The sequence below is a fragment of the Caulobacter sp. GW821-FHT09A05 genome (assembly GCF_059418465.1).
Window position 1 is genome coordinate 140,432 of record NZ_JBWKPX010000011.1, and the last position, 14,645, is coordinate 155,076.

General features: G+C 69.6%; 11 protein-coding genes. 8 read left to right on the plus strand and 3 right to left on the minus strand.

Annotation, left to right across the window (positions count from 1 at the left end):
- Nucleotides 1-80 precede the first annotated feature (80 nt).
- Nucleotides 81-518 carry a MarR family winged helix-turn-helix transcriptional regulator gene (locus AC07NX_RS12840; protein ID WP_494642239.1) on the plus strand — a complete coding sequence of 146 codons (438 nt, stop codon included), beginning with the start codon at nt 81-83 and terminating at the stop codon, nt 516-518.
- A 181-nt stretch (nt 519-699) separates the two neighbouring features.
- On the opposite strand, the gene secA is transcribed toward AC07NX_RS12840, so the two are convergent.
- A complete protein-coding gene (gene secA, locus AC07NX_RS12845) occupies nt 700-3,465 on the minus strand; it encodes a preprotein translocase subunit SecA (protein WP_494642241.1) in 2,766 nt (921 codons plus the stop codon).
- A gap of 288 nt (nt 3,466-3,753) precedes the next feature.
- On the opposite strand from secA, the gene AC07NX_RS12850 reads away from it, so the two are divergent.
- The 3 genes from AC07NX_RS12850 to AC07NX_RS12860 all read left to right on the plus strand — a co-directional run bounded on the left by AC07NX_RS12850 (nt 3,754) and on the right by AC07NX_RS12860 (nt 6,890).
- Nucleotides 3,754-4,749 (plus strand): peptidylprolyl isomerase, encoded by a 996-nt coding sequence (locus AC07NX_RS12850; protein WP_494642242.1) that lies wholly within the window; start codon nt 3,754-3,756, stop codon nt 4,747-4,749.
- The gene (argJ, locus tag AC07NX_RS12855) at nt 4,746-6,272 is read left to right on the plus strand and encodes a bifunctional glutamate N-acetyltransferase/amino-acid acetyltransferase ArgJ (RefSeq protein ID WP_494642243.1); all 1,527 of its coding nucleotides are present in this window, start codon (nt 4,746-4,748) and stop codon (nt 6,270-6,272) included. Before AC07NX_RS12850 ends, argJ begins: the two co-directional genes overlap by 4 nt.
- Before the next feature lie 153 nt (nt 6,273-6,425).
- Nucleotides 6,426-6,890 carry a hypothetical protein gene (locus AC07NX_RS12860; protein ID WP_494642244.1) on the plus strand — a complete coding sequence of 155 codons (465 nt, stop codon included), beginning with the start codon at nt 6,426-6,428 and terminating at the stop codon, nt 6,888-6,890.
- A gap of 41 nt (nt 6,891-6,931) precedes the next feature.
- Here the strand turns inward: AC07NX_RS12860 and AC07NX_RS12865 are convergent, their stop codons facing one another.
- Nucleotides 6,932-7,285 carry a PilZ domain-containing protein gene (locus tag AC07NX_RS12865; RefSeq protein WP_494642246.1) on the minus strand — a complete coding sequence of 118 codons (354 nt, stop codon included), beginning with the start codon at nt 7,283-7,285 and terminating at the stop codon, nt 6,932-6,934.
- Nucleotides 7,286-7,714: 429 nt separating this feature from the next.
- Here AC07NX_RS12865 and AC07NX_RS12870 point away from each other — a divergent pair, with 429 nt between their 5' ends.
- The 4 genes from AC07NX_RS12870 to AC07NX_RS12885 all read left to right on the plus strand — a co-directional run bounded on the left by AC07NX_RS12870 (nt 7,715) and on the right by AC07NX_RS12885 (nt 12,279).
- On the plus strand, nt 7,715-9,499 hold the full coding sequence (locus tag AC07NX_RS12870) for a methyl-accepting chemotaxis protein (RefSeq protein WP_494642247.1): 1,785 nt from the start codon (nt 7,715-7,717) through the stop codon (nt 9,497-9,499).
- Between the two features lie 224 nt (nt 9,500-9,723).
- Nucleotides 9,724-10,428, plus strand: a complete 705-nt coding sequence (locus tag AC07NX_RS12875) for an ABC transporter ATP-binding protein (RefSeq protein WP_494642280.1) — start codon at nt 9,724-9,726, stop codon at nt 10,426-10,428.
- On the plus strand, nt 10,425-11,978 hold the full coding sequence (locus tag AC07NX_RS12880) for a hypothetical protein (protein WP_494642248.1): 1,554 nt from the start codon (nt 10,425-10,427) through the stop codon (nt 11,976-11,978). The genes AC07NX_RS12875 and AC07NX_RS12880 overlap by 4 nt, the downstream gene beginning before the upstream one ends.
- Before the next feature lie 91 nt (nt 11,979-12,069).
- On the plus strand, nt 12,070-12,279 hold the full coding sequence (locus AC07NX_RS12885; RefSeq protein ID WP_494642249.1) for a hypothetical protein: 210 nt from the start codon (nt 12,070-12,072) through the stop codon (nt 12,277-12,279).
- 12 nt (nt 12,280-12,291) lie between these two features.
- Here AC07NX_RS12885 and AC07NX_RS12890 read toward each other — a convergent pair whose 3' ends face one another.
- Nucleotides 12,292-14,523: a PAS domain-containing sensor histidine kinase gene (locus tag AC07NX_RS12890; protein WP_494642251.1), complete on the minus strand. Its 2,232-nt coding sequence runs from the start codon at nt 14,521-14,523 to the stop codon at nt 12,292-12,294.
- Nucleotides 14,524-14,645: the final 122 nt, after the last annotated feature.

Below are 14,645 nucleotides of genomic sequence, written 5' to 3' on the forward strand. Positions count from 1 at the left end.
GTCCAGCAAAATATTTATCGCGATATCATTTTTCGTGGTACGCAACTGGCGAGGCGCTTTTCACGCACAAGGACCACGCCGTGCCGATCCCATTGGACGACCAGATCTGCTTCACCCTCTACGCCACCAGCATGGCGATCACCCGCACCTACAAGCCGATGCTGGACGCGATGGGGATCACCTATCCGCAGTATCTGGTGCTGAGCGTGCTGGGCGAGGACCAGGGCCAGGACGGCGGCGCGACGGTGGGGGCGATCGCCCAGCGCCTTTCGCTGGAGTCCAGCACGATCACCCCGCTGGTCAAGCGCCTGGAGCAGGCCGGCCTGGTCATCCGTCGGCGCGGCACGGTGGACGAGCGTCAGGTCCAGGTCAGCCTGACCGACGCCGGGCGCGCCCTGCTGAACCAGTGCGACTGCCTGGGCCAGGCCCTGGTGGCCAAGTCGGCCATGACCCTGGACCAACTGGACGCCATGAACCGCCAGGTCCAGGCGCTGCGCGCGGCGCTGGTGGAGGGTTGAGCAAAATCCTTCTCCCCTTGCGGGAGAAGGTGTCAGCGAAGCTGACGGATGAGGGGTTTCCCAAACGAAAACCGCCGCGACCGGCCCTTCGGCTGATCGCGGCGGCTCTGTCTTTCGCCCCCTCGCCCGACCTCGCTCCGCGAGGCCACCCTCTCCCGCAAGGGGAGAGGGAAAGAGGGGCTTAGACCAGCGCGCCGTGGCAGTGCTTGAACTTCTTGCCCGAACCGCAGGGGCAGGCGCCGTTGCGGGCGGTGTATTCCCAGCCCTCCGGCAGGACCGACACGGGCAGCGCCTCGCGCTGCTGCGGCGACAGGCCCTCCGGCAGGGCGCCGGCCGTGGCGACGTTCTCGCCGCTCAGCGGGTCCAGGTGCACCGGGATCAGGCCTTCGGGCGTGTGCAACGGCTCGGGCTCGGCATAGGCGATCTCGACCGTCATCAGCCAGCGGGTGGTGTTGGTGCGCAGGTCGCCCAGCAGCTTCTCGAACAGCGAGAAGGCTTCGGTCTTGTACTCGTTCAGCGGGTCGCGCTGGCCGTAGCCGCGCAGGCCGATGACGTTGCGCAGGTGGTCCAGGTGCATCAGGTGCTCGCGCCACTGCAGATCGATCATCTGCAGCAGGAAGTTCTTTTCCACCGAGCGCATCTGCTCGGGGGTGATGATCACCTCGCGCTCGGCGGCGTAGGCGTCGGCGGCCTTGGTCAGGCGCTCGCGCATCTCCTCGTCGCCGAAGCCTTCCTCGGCCGCCCACTCCTTCAGCGGCAGGGTCAGACCCAGGATCGCCTGGACGCGCTCGTCCAGGCCCTCGATGTCCCACTGCTCGGCATAGGCCTTGGGCGGCATGTAGCGAGCGACGAAGTCGTCGATCACGTCATGCCGCATCTCGGTGATGATCTCCGAGAGGTCGGTCGCCTCCATGAACTCCTGGCGCTGCTCGAACACGGCCTTGCGCTGGTCGTTGACCACGTCGTCGTACTTCAGGAGGTTCTTGCGGATCTCGTAGTTGCGCTGCTCGACCCGCTTCTGGGCGGTGGCGATGGCGTTGTTCAGCCACTTGTGGGTGATCGCCTCGCCTTCCTGGACGCCAAAGGTGCGCATGATCGCGTCCAGGCGCTCGCCGGCGAAGATGCGCAGCAGGTCGTCCTCGCACGACAGGAAGAACTTGCTGCGGCCCGGGTCGCCCTGGCGGCCGGTGCGGCCGCGCAACTGGTTGTCGATGCGGCGGCTCTCGTGGCGCTCGGTGCCCAGCACGAACAGGCCGCCGGCGGCCAGGGCCTTGGCCTTGGCTTCGCCGATCTCGGCTTCCAGCGCGGCCTTCTGGGCCGCCTCGTCCTCGGGGGTCGGGGTGATCCCCAGGCCCTTCTGCTGCTGGCGCCAGTTGGCCAGGCGCATGTCGAGGTTGCCGCCCAGCTGGATGTCGGTGCCGCGGCCGGCCATGTTGGTGGCGATGGTCACCGCGCCGGGCACGCCCGCGTCGGCGACGATGCCGGCCTCCTGCTCGTGGAAGCGGGCGTTCAGCACCTGGTGGGGAATGCCCTTGTGCTTCTTGCCTTCCCATTCCCAGGCGTAGGTCGACAGCAGCCTGGACAGCTCCTCCGACTTCTCGATCGACACGGTGCCGACCAGGATCGGCTGGCCGCGGGCGTGGCAGTCGGTGATCTGCTTGAGGATCGACTCGTTCTTCTCGCGCTCGGTGCGATAGACCTCGTCGTCGTCGTCGATGCGCTGGACCGGGCGGTTGGTCGGGATCTCGCTGACGCCCATCTTGTAGATGTCGTCGAACTCCTGGGCCTCGGTCGCGGCCGTGCCGGTCATGCCCGACAGCTTCTTGTAGAGGCGGAAGTAGTTCTGGATCGTCACCGAGGCCAGGGTCTGGTTCTCGGGCTGGATGATGGCGCCTTCCTTGGCCTCGATGGCCTGGTGCAGGCCTTCCGAGAGGCGGCGACCGGTCATCATGCGGCCGGTGAACTCGTCGATCAGGATCACCTCGCCGTCCTTGACGATGTAGTCCTTGTCGAGCGTGTAGAGCACGTTGGCGCGCAGGGCCTGGTTGACGTGGTGCACCACCGAGATGTTGGCGGCGTCGTAGAGGCCGGCGGTGTCCTCGGCCAGGTGGCCGCCCGCCATCAGGATCTCTTCGATGCGCTCCTGGCCGTCCTCGGTGAGGATGACCTGCTTCTGCTTCTCGTCGTGGTCGTAGTTAGTCTTGTCCTTGATGAGTTCCTTCACCAGGACGTCGATGATCTTGTAGAACTCGCTGCGGTCCTCGGTCGGGCCCGAGATGATCAGCGGCGTGCGGGCCTCGTCGATCAGGATCGAGTCCACCTCGTCGACGATCACGTAGTGGTGGCCGCGCTGGACCATTTCCTCGACACTGTAGACGAGGTTGTCGCGCAGGTAGTCGAAACCGAACTCGTTGTTGGTGCCGTAGGTGATGTCGCTGCGATAGGCGCGCTGGCGCTCGCCCTGGCTCAGGCCGTTGACGATCACGCCGTACGACAGGCCCAGGAAGTTGTGGATCTGGCCCATCCATTCGGCGTCGCGCTTGGCCAGGTAGTCGTTCACGGTGATGACGTGGACGCCCTTGCCTTCCAGCGCGTTGAGATAGGTGGGCAGGGTGGCGACCAGGGTCTTGCCCTCGCCGGTGCGCATTTCCGAAATCCCGCCGCCATGCAGGACCATGCCGCCGACCATCTGGACGTCGAAGTGGCGCATGCCCAGCACGCGCTTGCTGGCCTCGCGGACCGTGGCGAAGGCTTCGACCAGCAGGCTGTCGAGCGTCTCGCCCTTGGCCAGGCGAGCCTTGAACTCGTCGGTCTTGGCCCGCAGGGCCTCGTCGGACAACGCGGCATAGTCCGGCTCCAGGGCGTTGATCTTCGCCACCTGGGCGGACATCGCCTTGACCTTGCGTTCGTTGGAAGAGCCGAAGAACTTTTTGGCGAAGCCGAGCATGAAGTGAGGGTTCCGGAGCGGTGTCTGTGAGGCCGGCGCTAGGGCTTGAAGGCCTTCACTACGGTAAATTCGAGGCGTCGAAGCGCGCGGAAATTCCACGTCTTGTACGCGCGCGGAGACTTAAGCACCGGCCCAGCGGGTGTCAACGCGAGGTGGGGGCCCGTGGTGACGGTTTGCGCCGGGTTTAACTGCTTCGCGCGTTTTCCGATCCATATCGCGAAGCTGTTTCCTCTCGGCCCTAAACCGCGCTAGAGCGCTGGAGGAGAGTCAGCCGGAGATCGGCCCCCCATGAATACAATCCAGTCTCGCCTTCGCGTTTCGAAAGCCTCGGCGCTTGTCGCCATCGCCGCGCTGAGCCTGTTGATCGCCGCGTGCGGCCGCGACAAGGCCGACGAACGCCCGCCCGAGCCCGGCGACACCGCCGTGGCCAAGGTCGACGGCCATACGGTCTGGGCCTCGGACGTCAAGCGCGAGGCCGTGGCCCAGGGGCTGATCAGCGAGGGCGAGCCGCTGGACATCGGCTCGGACCTGTTCCGCCAGCGCCTGGACGAGGTGATCGACCAGAAGCTGCTGGCGGCCGAGGCCCTGAAGCAGAAGCTGGACAAGGATCCGGTGGCGCAACGCCGCCTGGCGGCCGCCCGGGAAAGGATCCTGGGCGACATGCTGGTCGAGAGCGTCGTCGAGAAGGCCGTCAACGAGAACGCCATCCGCGGCCTCTACGCCGAGCAGCAGAAGCTGTCCAAGCGCAGCGAGGAGATCCGCGCCCGCCAGATCCTGGTCGGCGGCCAGGCCGACGCCGAGGCGGTCAAGAAGCTGCTGACCGCCGGCGCCTCGTTCGACGCCCTGGCCATGGAGCGCTCGACCGACCCGGCCACCCGCTTCAACGGCGGCGACCTGGGCTATTTCACCGTCGACGTCATGCCGCCCGCCTATGCGGTGGCGTTGAAGGACGCCCAGAAGGGCGCCCTGGTCGGGCCGTTCCAGACCGAGGGCGGCTGGGCCGTGCTGCGCGTCGAGGACAAGCGCCTGGAAGAGCCGATCACCCTGGAGGCCGCCCGCCCGCAGATCGTGCGCTTCCTGACCTATGACCAGGTCCGCGACCTGCTGGAGAAGCTGCGCGGCGGCGCCAAGGTCGAGATGCTGACCAGCAAGCCCCAGGACGTGCCCGGCGCGCCCCAGGAGCCGGCCTCCGCCCCGCTCGGCGCGGCCGACCAGGCGCCCTCCTCCGATCTCGACGCCGCCCCGCCGGCGTCCGCTCCCGCTCAAGTCCCGGCCAAGAAATGACCAAGAAACCCTCGAAGGCCCCCAAGCCCGCGCCGAAGGCGGCGGCCAAGCCGGCCTCAAACCCCGCGAAGGTCGCCAAGACCCCGGCCGCCGCGACCGCCCCGACCCCCGCCGAGATCGTCGGCCAGGTCGGCGCCAGCGTCGGCCAGACCCTGGAGCGGGCGCTGGTCGACCCGCTGACCGCCGCCCTCAAGCGCGCCGGCCTGCGCCGCGCCCAGAAGGACGCCAATACGGGCTCTCCCGAAGCCGTGCAGGCCGCCAAGCCGGCCGCCGCGCCCGGCAAGCCGGGCCTGGCCGTCTCGCCGCTGGCCGTGCCGTTCCCGGCCATCCCGCCGATCGCCGGCGTCGAGATCGCCACCGGCCGCGCCGGCTTCTACAAGCACGATCGCGAGGACATGCTGCTGATGCGCTTCGCCGAGGGGACCTCGGCGGCCGGCGTCTTCACCCGCCACGGCGTCGGTTCGGCGCCGGTCGACTGGTGCAAGCGCCAGCTGGCCGCCAGCGGCGGCGCCGACGTGCGGGCCCTGGTGGTCAACGCCGGTTGCGCCAACAGTTTCACCGGCAAGCCCGGCGCCGACGCGGTGCGCCGGGTGGCCACGGCCGTGGGCAAGCGCTTCGACTGCCGCCAGCGCGACGTGATGATGGCCTCGACCGGCGTGATCGGCGTCATCCTCGACGACAGCAAGATCACCTCGAACCTGCGCCTGGTGGAAACCCGCCTGACCGAGGACGCCTGGGCCGGGGCGGCCTCGGCGATCATGACCACCGACACCTTCCCGAAGGGCGCCTGCGCCACCGCCCTGATCGACGGGCACGAGGTCCGGATCGCCGGGATCTGCAAGGGTTCGGGGATGATCGCGCCCGACATGGCCACCATGCTGGCCTTCGTGGCCACCGACGCGGCCATCGCCCCAGCGGCGCTGCAGACCCTGGTCAGCCTCTACACCCGCACCACCTTCAACTGCGTGACCGTGGACGGCGACCGCTCGACCAACGACACGCTGCTGCTGTTCGCGACCGGGCAGTCGGGCGCGCCCAAGATCCATCGCGCCGGCGACCGCCGCCTGGCCGACTTCCGCGAGAAGCTGGAGGCCGTGCTGCTGGACCTGGCCCTGCAACTGGTCCGCGACGGCGAGGGGGCGACCAAGTTCGTCAAGATCACCGTCAACGGCGCCGAGAGCCCGCTGTCGGCCCGCAAGATCGCCCGCACCATCGCCGAGAGCCCCCTGGTCAAGACCGCCTTCGCCGGCGAGGACGCCAACTGGGGCCGCATCGTCATGGCCGTCGGCCGCGCCGACGAGCCGGTCAATCGCGAGAAGATCAGCGTCAAGTTCGGCGACCTCTACGCCGCCCGCGACGGCCTGGTCTCGGCCGAATATGACGAGGCGGCGATGAGCCGGTACGTCAAGAAGGCCGAGTTCGAAGTGTCGGTGGACGTCGGCGTCGGCAAGGGCTCGGCCACGGTGTGGACCTGCGACCTGACCAAGCAGTACGTGGCGATCAACGGGGATTACCGGTCGTAAAAGCACCGCTCATCCCGGTGAACGCCGGGACCCAGATCCCTTAGCGGGGAGGATGATGGGAAGAGCTCAGCGCTCTTGGCGTCCACCTCAAAGCTATTCCATCTAGGTCCCGGCATTCGCCGGGATGAGCGGATATTTTGAGAGAACAGACCCATGTCTGACACCCCCATCAACCTTCGCGACATCGCCGAAGCCTGCCGCGAGGCCGGCTATGTCGTCGCCGAGATCGACCGGGGCCTGGAGGTCTCGGGGTCCGACGACGGCGGGGCCTTCTACCTGTTCCCCGAGGGCGACTGGCTGCAGGTGCGCTGCCAGGTGTTCGACCCGGCCGACCTCGACCAGGCCCGCAGCCTGGACGCGCTGTTCGAGACCACCGCCCGCGCTCAGTTCCGCATGATCGGCTGCCGGTTCGGCTTCGACGAGCTTACAGGGCTGTGGCTGGTCGCCGACCTCTATCCCGGCTTCGAGCCCGAGCGCCTGCCCGCCGTGCTGGAACAGCTGGCCTTCGTCTGGAGCTCGCTGGGCGGGGTGCTGGACGCGGCGCTGAAGGGGACCGTCGTCGACGAGGTCACCCTGGACGCGGCGTTCGAGCTGGAGCCGGAAGGGCGGCCGAACTAGAAAATTCCCGACGACCGCCGCGTCCGGATCGGGCGCCGGCGCTACCGGAGGGCCATTTCCTTCCAGATCGCATGGAGGCTGCGGACCTGCTGGTCGAGGGGGTCTTGCAGGTCATGGGCGTCGCCGAACGCCAGGCCGAAACGCAGGCCGCGACGCCAGACGATGGTCGCATCGTAGGCGACGCCTTCGCGCGCCAGCAAAAGCCGCAGCGACGACGGCAACAGCAGGAAGCCTTCGAGTTCGATCTGGGCGCCCGTCGCACTCAGGTTGCGGATTCCGCAGGGGACCGTCACGGCCGGATCGCCATAGGCCAGCCGCCCCGCCAGCAGGGTGCGCCGACGCGCGGCGCCGCGGCGCTCGATCGGGTTCTGGGCTTGAATGCTGCAGGCCGTCATCCTCGCAGCCTAGGCCAGGAATCCAGATTGTGGATTGCGTCTCACCGTCGCGGACGCCCGGCGCGCCGGGGATCCTGCCTTGCGACGATCGTCGAGCCGCCCCGTTTCAGGCTATCGCGCCCAGGGCTGGCGGCCTTTTCAGGAAGGCGCGCGCGACGAATCGGCGTCGAATCGGAACTGGAAGCAGGACGCCGATTGCGACGCCGGGCGATATGCCGCAGTCGAGGGCCACGACGGCCAGGCCGGAACGGCGTCGCGATATTTCCCTCATATTTTCAACAGCTTTTTCCTGAAAGGACGGATCGCCGGCGCTCGCGATCATCGGTGTTGCGGAGGTGCGGCGTCGCGTGCAACGCCGGATTTAGGACTTGTTGACCAGCTCCACCGTCAGTTTGCGCCCGAAGACCACCGGCGCCCCGAGGAGCGAGTATGTTCAAGCGTTCGCATGTTCAAGCAGTGGAGACCCTGGCGGCCCTCGATCGCTCGCTGGCGACGATCGAGTTCGATCCGAACGGCAAGATTCTCTCCGCCAACGCCAACTTCTGCGCCGCCATGGGTTATCGGCTCGACGAGATCGTCGGCCGCCATCACAGCCTGTTCGTCGACCCGGCCTACGCCGCCAGCGAGGACTATGCGGCCTTCTGGCGCAAGCTGGGTCGCGGCGAGTTCGACGCCCGGGAATATCTGCGCCTGGGCAAGGGCGGCGCCGAGGTCTGGATCCAGGCCTCGTACAATCCGGTCCGCGACGGGCGCGGCATGGTCTCGCGCATCGTCAAGATCGCCACGGTGATCACCGAGGAGAAGCGCAAGAACAGCGAGCAGCAGGGCAAGATGGAGGCCATCGGCCGCGTCCAGGCCGTGATCGAGTTCACCCCGGACGGCGAGATCCTGACCGCCAACGACAACTTCCTCGCCGCGCTCGGCTATTCGCTGGCCGACATCCAGGGCCGGCACCACCGGATGTTCGTCGAGGAAGGCTACGCCGCCTCCGCCGACTATGCCGACTTCTGGCGCAAGCTGAACGCCGGCGAGTTCGTCGCCGCCGAGTTCAAGCGCGTCGGCAAGAACGGGCGCGAGGTCTGGATCCAGGCTTCCTACAACCCGATCTTCGACCACAAGCGCCGCATCACCAAGGTCGTGAAATTCGCCACCGTCATCACGGGCCGAGTCCATGCGGTGAACGAGATCGCCCAGGGCCTGGAACACCTGGCCAACAATGATCTGGCCTACCGGATCGAGCGCGCCATCGATCCTCAGTTCGACAAGGTCCGCAACGACTTCAACACCGCGATGTCCGCCCTGGACGACGCCATGAGCGTGGTGACCAACGTCACCCAGGGCGTCGGGGCGGGGGCCCAGGAGATCTCGATCGCCTCCGCCGATCTTTCCCGTCGCACCGAGCAGCAGGCCGCCAGCCTGGAGGAGACGGCCGCCGCGCTCGACGAGATCACCGCCACGGTCAGCCGCAGCGCCGAAAGCGCGCGCAAGGCCGCGGCGGCCGCTTCCGGCGCCCGCACCGACGCCGCGCATTCCGGCCAGATCGTCGGCGACGCCGTGGCCGCCATGGGCGAGATCGAGAAGTCGTCCGGCCAGATCACCAGCATCATCGGCGTCATCGACGAGATCGCCTTCCAGACCAACCTGCTGGCCCTGAACGCCGGCGTCGAAGCCGCGCGGGCCGGCGACGCCGGCCGCGGCTTTGCCGTCGTCGCGCAGGAAGTGCGCGCCCTGGCCCAGCGTTCGGCCGAGGCCGCTCGGGAGATCAAGACCCTGATCGCCAGCAGCACCGCCCAGGTCGAGCGCGGGGTCCGCCTAGTCGGCGACACCGGCGCGGCCCTGTCGACGATCGTCGAGAAGGTCGGCCTGATCGACGGCCTGATCTCCGAGATCGCCCAGTCCTCCCGCGAGCAGGCCACCGGCCTTTCCGAGGTGAACACCGCCGTCAATCGCATGGACCAGGTCACCCAGCAGAACGCCGCCATGGTCGAGGAGGCCACCGCGGCCGCCGCCGGCCTGCGGACGGAATCCGCCGAACTGACCCGTCTGGTGGCGCGCTTCTCGACCAGTTCGGCCGGGACGTCGTCGACGCGAACCGAACGCCCTCGCCGTCCCTCGGCGCCCAGGCCCCCGGTCGCGAACCTCGCCCGGACGCCGGTCCGCCAGTCCGGCGGCGCCCGGCTGGCCGCCGGCGCGGAGGACTGGGCCGAATTCTAGGCTGGCCCAGGCGGGGTTCGGCGTCGAGGCGCCGACGGGACGCCCGGCCTCCGGAGGCCGGGCTTCGGTCGTCGGCGGAAAGCGCGCCCCCGATCGGGCCGGAGCCGCTTGAACCCCGCCGCCAATCGCGGTCACATGCCCCTGCGCCACCAGGGGAGACGCCGCGCTTGACCGAAGCTCTGATCGTCCGCGGCCTCGACAAGACCTTCACCAAGCCGGCGGTCATGGACCTGGACCTCACCGTCCACGCCGGCGAGCTGTACGCCCTGCTGGGGCCCAACGGGGCGGGCAAGACCACCACCCTGCGGATGGTCGCGGGCCTCACCCGGCCGGACAAGGGCGCGATCAGCATCTTCGGGATCGACGCCCTGGCCGATCCGGCCGCCGCCAAGGCGATCACCGCCTGGGCCCCGGACGAGGCCATGGTCTACGACCGGCTGACGCCGCTGGAATATCTGGAGTTCGTCGCCGGCCTCTGGAACGTCGAGCCCAAGGCCGCCAAGGCCCGGGCCGAGGACCTGGTGGGAAAGCTCGGCCTGGCCGCCGACGCCCGCACGCGCTGCGAGGGCTTCTCGCGCGGCATGAAGCAGAAGGTGGCCCTGGCCGGCGCCCTGATCCACGATCCGCGCCTGCTGATCCTGGACGAACCGCTGACGGGCCTGGACGCCGCCGCCGCCCGCCTGGTCAAGGACATGCTGCAGGAACGCGTCGACGCGGGCGGCACCGTGATCCTGACCACCCACATCCTGGAGGTCGCCGAGCGGATGGCCGACCGCATCGGCATCATCGCCGCCGGCCGCCTGCTGGCCGAGGGCACGCTGGACGCCCTGCGCGGCCAGGCCGGAGAAGGCAAGGGGGGCTCCAGCCTGGAAGACGTCTTCCTGCAGCTGACCGCCGCCGACGCCGCGCCCCACGAGGCGATCGCGTGAGGCTGGCCGCGCCCGGCTCCATCCCCTGGCTGCTGGCCCACGAGATGCGGCTCTACTGGCGCAACTTCCGCGCCGGGCGGGCCGGCAAGGGCGCGCGGGGCCTGATCAGCCTCATGGTCGTCGGGGTGATGCTGGCGGGCGGCGGCGTTCTGGCGGCGCTGGGCCTGCACGACGTCCAGGTCCCGATCAACCCGATCTCGATCAGCCTCGCGGCCCTGGCCAGCGCGGTGGTCTTCACCCTGATGCTGTCCCAGACCCTGAGCGCATCCAGCGAGGCGCTGTACGAGCGGGGCGACCTGGACCTGCTGTTCTCCTCGCCGATCGGGCCGGCCAAGGTGCTGTTCGTGCGCTCGCTGGGCGTAGCCGGCGGGGTGATCACCATCTTCCTGCTGCTGGTCACGCCGCTGCTGCTGCCGTCGGTGATCTGGGGCCATCCGGGCTGGATCGGCGTGTTCGGCGTGCTGGCCGCCCTGGCCCTGGCCTCGACCGCCACCGGCCTGCTGCTGGCCATGGCCCTGTTCGCCCTGATCGGCCCGCGCCGCACCCGCACCGTGGCCCAGGTCATGGCGGCCCTGGTCGGGGCGGCCTTCTTCCTGGTCAGCCAGACCCGCACCATCCTGGGCGCGCAGAAGAGCGACAGCCTGTTCGCCGAGATCACCCGCCAGGCCCAGGAAGGCCGGTTGCGCCCGGCCCCGATCGTCGGCCTGCCGCTGCAGGCCATGCTGGGCGAGCCCCTGCCCCTGCTGGCCCTGCTGGCCGGGTCGGCGGCGCTGTTCGCCGTGGCCGCCCTGGCGCTGGGCCGGCGGTTCTCGGACGCCGCGGCCGCCACCCAGGGCAAGACCGCCGCGCGGCCGGCCAGGCCGACGCGCGCCGGCGCCCGGCGCGCCTTCGCCGCCGGGCCGTTCCTGGCCACCCTGCGCAAGGAACTGCTGCTGATCGGCCGCGACGCGGCGCTGCTGTCGCAGGTGTTGCTGCGGGTGCTCTACCTGATCCCGACCGCCCTCGTGCTCAGCCGCAACGCCGCCCACGGCGCCGACGCGGCCCTGGCCGGCGGAGCCGGGGTGGTGGCGTTCCTGGCCGGACAGGTGGCCGGCAGCCTGGCCTGGATCACCCTGTCGGCCGAGGAGGCGCCCGACCTGCTGGCGGTGTCGCCGGCCCGGGTCCGCACCCTGCGCCGCGCCAAGGTCGCCGCCGCCCTGGTCCCGGTGGCGCTGTTCCTGGCCCTGCCGATCGCCGCCCTGACCTGGTTCGCCCCGGCCGCCGGCGCCTGGACCGCCCTGGGCGCGGCCCTGGCGGCCTGGAGCAGCGGCCTGATCAACATCTGGCACCAGCGCCCGGGCAAGCGGTCCGAGTTCAAGCGGCGCGGCGCGGCCTCGTGGATGGCCACGGTCGCCGAAATGCTGGTTTCGGCCCTGCTGGCCGGGGCGACCGGGATCGCCGTGGCCGGCTTCTGGCCGTGGGCCCTGATCCCGCTGGCCCTGGCCGGCGCGGCCCTGCTGAGCCTGCGGCGCAGCGACGCCCAGATCGCCCGCAACCTTCGAACACGGTAAAGCTCCGATTAGGGTTTTACCCGATTTCCGCGGCGGGGCGCCGGCGCTAGGGTCCATGTCGGGTCGGGGGACGTAGAGCTTGAGAGCACCTATGCCCGCCGTGCATGCGACATTTCGCGCCCGGAACCACCGCAAGGAATCCAAGCCCCTGGTCGTGGCGGTCAGCGTGCTGCAGCTGGGCCTGATCGTGCTGGTTTGGCTGCTGGCCCTGTTTCCCGTGGCCGTGATGGCCTTGATCGCGACGATGATCAGCGCCCTGAAGCCCACCCCGGCCAAAGCGCCGACACCGGTCGACTCCTGAGGCGTTCACCGGCTAGCTGTCCAGCGCCGCCTCGATCCGGCACACGACCCCATCCGGCCTGAAGTCGATGCGAGCCTCGCCCGACAGCTCCGCCGCCAGGCCGCGCTCGATCAGCCGCGAGCCGAAGCCGCGCCGGGTCGGCGGCGGCACCGGCGGACCTCCGGTCTCGGTCCAGGTCAGGACCAGGCGGGGCTGGGCGCCCCCCTGAACCACGGTCCAGGTGATCCGCACCTGGCCCGACGGCGTCGACAGCGCCCCATACTTGACCGCGTTCGTCGCCAGCTCGTGCAGGGCCATCGACAGCGACAGGGCCATGCGCGGCGACAGCCGCACCGGCCCGCCGATGATCGCGAAGCGCTCGGCGCCGCCATGCACGATCTCCAGCCGAGCCAGCAGGTCCAGCAGGTCGGCCCCCTCCCAGTTCTCGCGGGTCAGCAGGTCGTGGGCCTCGGCCAGGGCGACGATGCGCGCCGAGAACGCCTCCTGGGCCTGGGGCAGCGAGCGGGCGGCGTGGAAGGTCTGGGCGGCGATGGCCTGGATCGTGGCCAGCGAGTTCTTCACCCGGTGATTCAGCTCGTTGACCAGCAGCCGCAGGTGCAGTTCGGCCCGCTTGCGCTCGGTGATGTCGACGGTGGCCCCGACCACGCGCGTCGGCTTGCCGGCCTCGTCGAAGAAGCCCCGCCCCTTGGCCGAGATCCAGCGTTCCAGGGCGTCGTCGCGGCCGATCGTGCGGTATTCGACGTCGATGTCGCCGCGAAGGCTGGGGTTCATCGCCGCCAGCAAGGCCTGGCGCGTGGCCTCGCGGTCCTCGGGATGCATGGCGGCATAGAAGTCGTCCAGGCCGACGTCCGCCCCCGGCGTGATGCCGAACATGTCGTAGCCGCGCTCGGACCAGCGCAGCTGACGCTTGCGGACGTCGAAGTCCCAGGTGCCGACATTGCCCGCGTCCAGGGCCAGGGCCATGGTCGCCTCGCGCAGGACTTGGTCGGCCTCGGCCTGCTTGCGTTCGGTGACGTCGGAGACCACGCCGACGAAGCGCACGCACTGGCCGTCGTGAAAGAAGGCCCGGCCGAAGGTCTCGATCCAGCGCAACGCGCCGCCGTCGCCGCGCCGGATCCGGTATTCGCGGTTGATCGTGTGGTCGCCGGCCGGGTCCATGGCGATCCGCGCGGCGTCCATCAGCGCCGGCAGGTCGTCGGGATGGACCAGTCGCTCGAAGGCGTCGAGCGGGTTCTCGATCGGGCCCTCCGGCCAGCCGTAGATCTCGCGGCAACGCTTGTCCCAGAACCGGTCGCCGGTCTGCGGATTGTGGTCCCAGCGCCCCAGGCCGGCGGCGTCGACGGCGATGCGCAGGTCGGCCTCGGCGGCCTCGAGCGCCTGCTCGATACGCTTGCGCCCAGTGATGTCGACCATCACCCCGCGGTGCCGGACGGCCCAGCCCTTGGCGTCGCGCTCGACCCGGCCACGGGTCTGGACCCAGCGGATCGAGCCGTCCGCCTGGATCAGCCGGTACTCCTCCAGGAAGTCGGTCGTGGTCTTCAGGCTGGTGCGCCCCGACCTGAGCAGCCGTTCGTAATCGTCGGGATGCAGGGCCTTGGTGAATTCCGACAGCGGCGCCCCCCGCGCCGCGCGGTCGGGATCGACATTGTGGAGCGTCGCGTAGCGGGGGTCGGCGTAGATCTTGTCGGCGACGATGTCCCAGTCCCAGGTTCCCACCCCGCTGGCCGCCTGCAGGGCCAGTTGGTAGCGCTCCTCGCTGGCCCGCAGCGCCTGCTCGGTCCGCACCTTCCGCGTGACGTCGGTCAGGGCGATCAGCACCCCGCCCACGCCCGAGGACGCGGTTGCGTCGGGCATCGGGCTGAGGCGGATGGTGAAATAGCCCTCGGTGGTCGAGCCGTCCGGGTGGGTGGTGGAGAGCGGCAGTTCCTCGATGATCGTGCCGGCGTCGGCGCCGGCCAGGATCGCCCGCTCGGGCCCCTCGGACTCGGCGGCCGAACTCGGCGGCGCCTCGGCGAAGGTCTTGCCCAGTACGCGGGGATGACGATCGCCCAGCATGGGCGCATAGGCGTCGTTGTAGATCAGCACCAGCTCGGGACCCCAGCGCAGGGCGCTGGGAAACCGGCTGGCGACGATCATGTCGACAGCGACCGTCAGGCTGGGCGACCAGGTCGCGCGCGGTCCGAGCGGCGTCGCCGCCCAGTCGAACGTGTCGATCCGCCCGCGCATCTCACCCAGCGCGAACATCCCGAGAGCGAGCCCCTGATCACGGGTGTTCACCATGCCCCGTGTTCCTTCCCGACCGCGATCACGGCCAAGGTGCAGCAGACCTCATGGCCGGCGAGGTTTCAAGCCGCGGCGCGAGAACT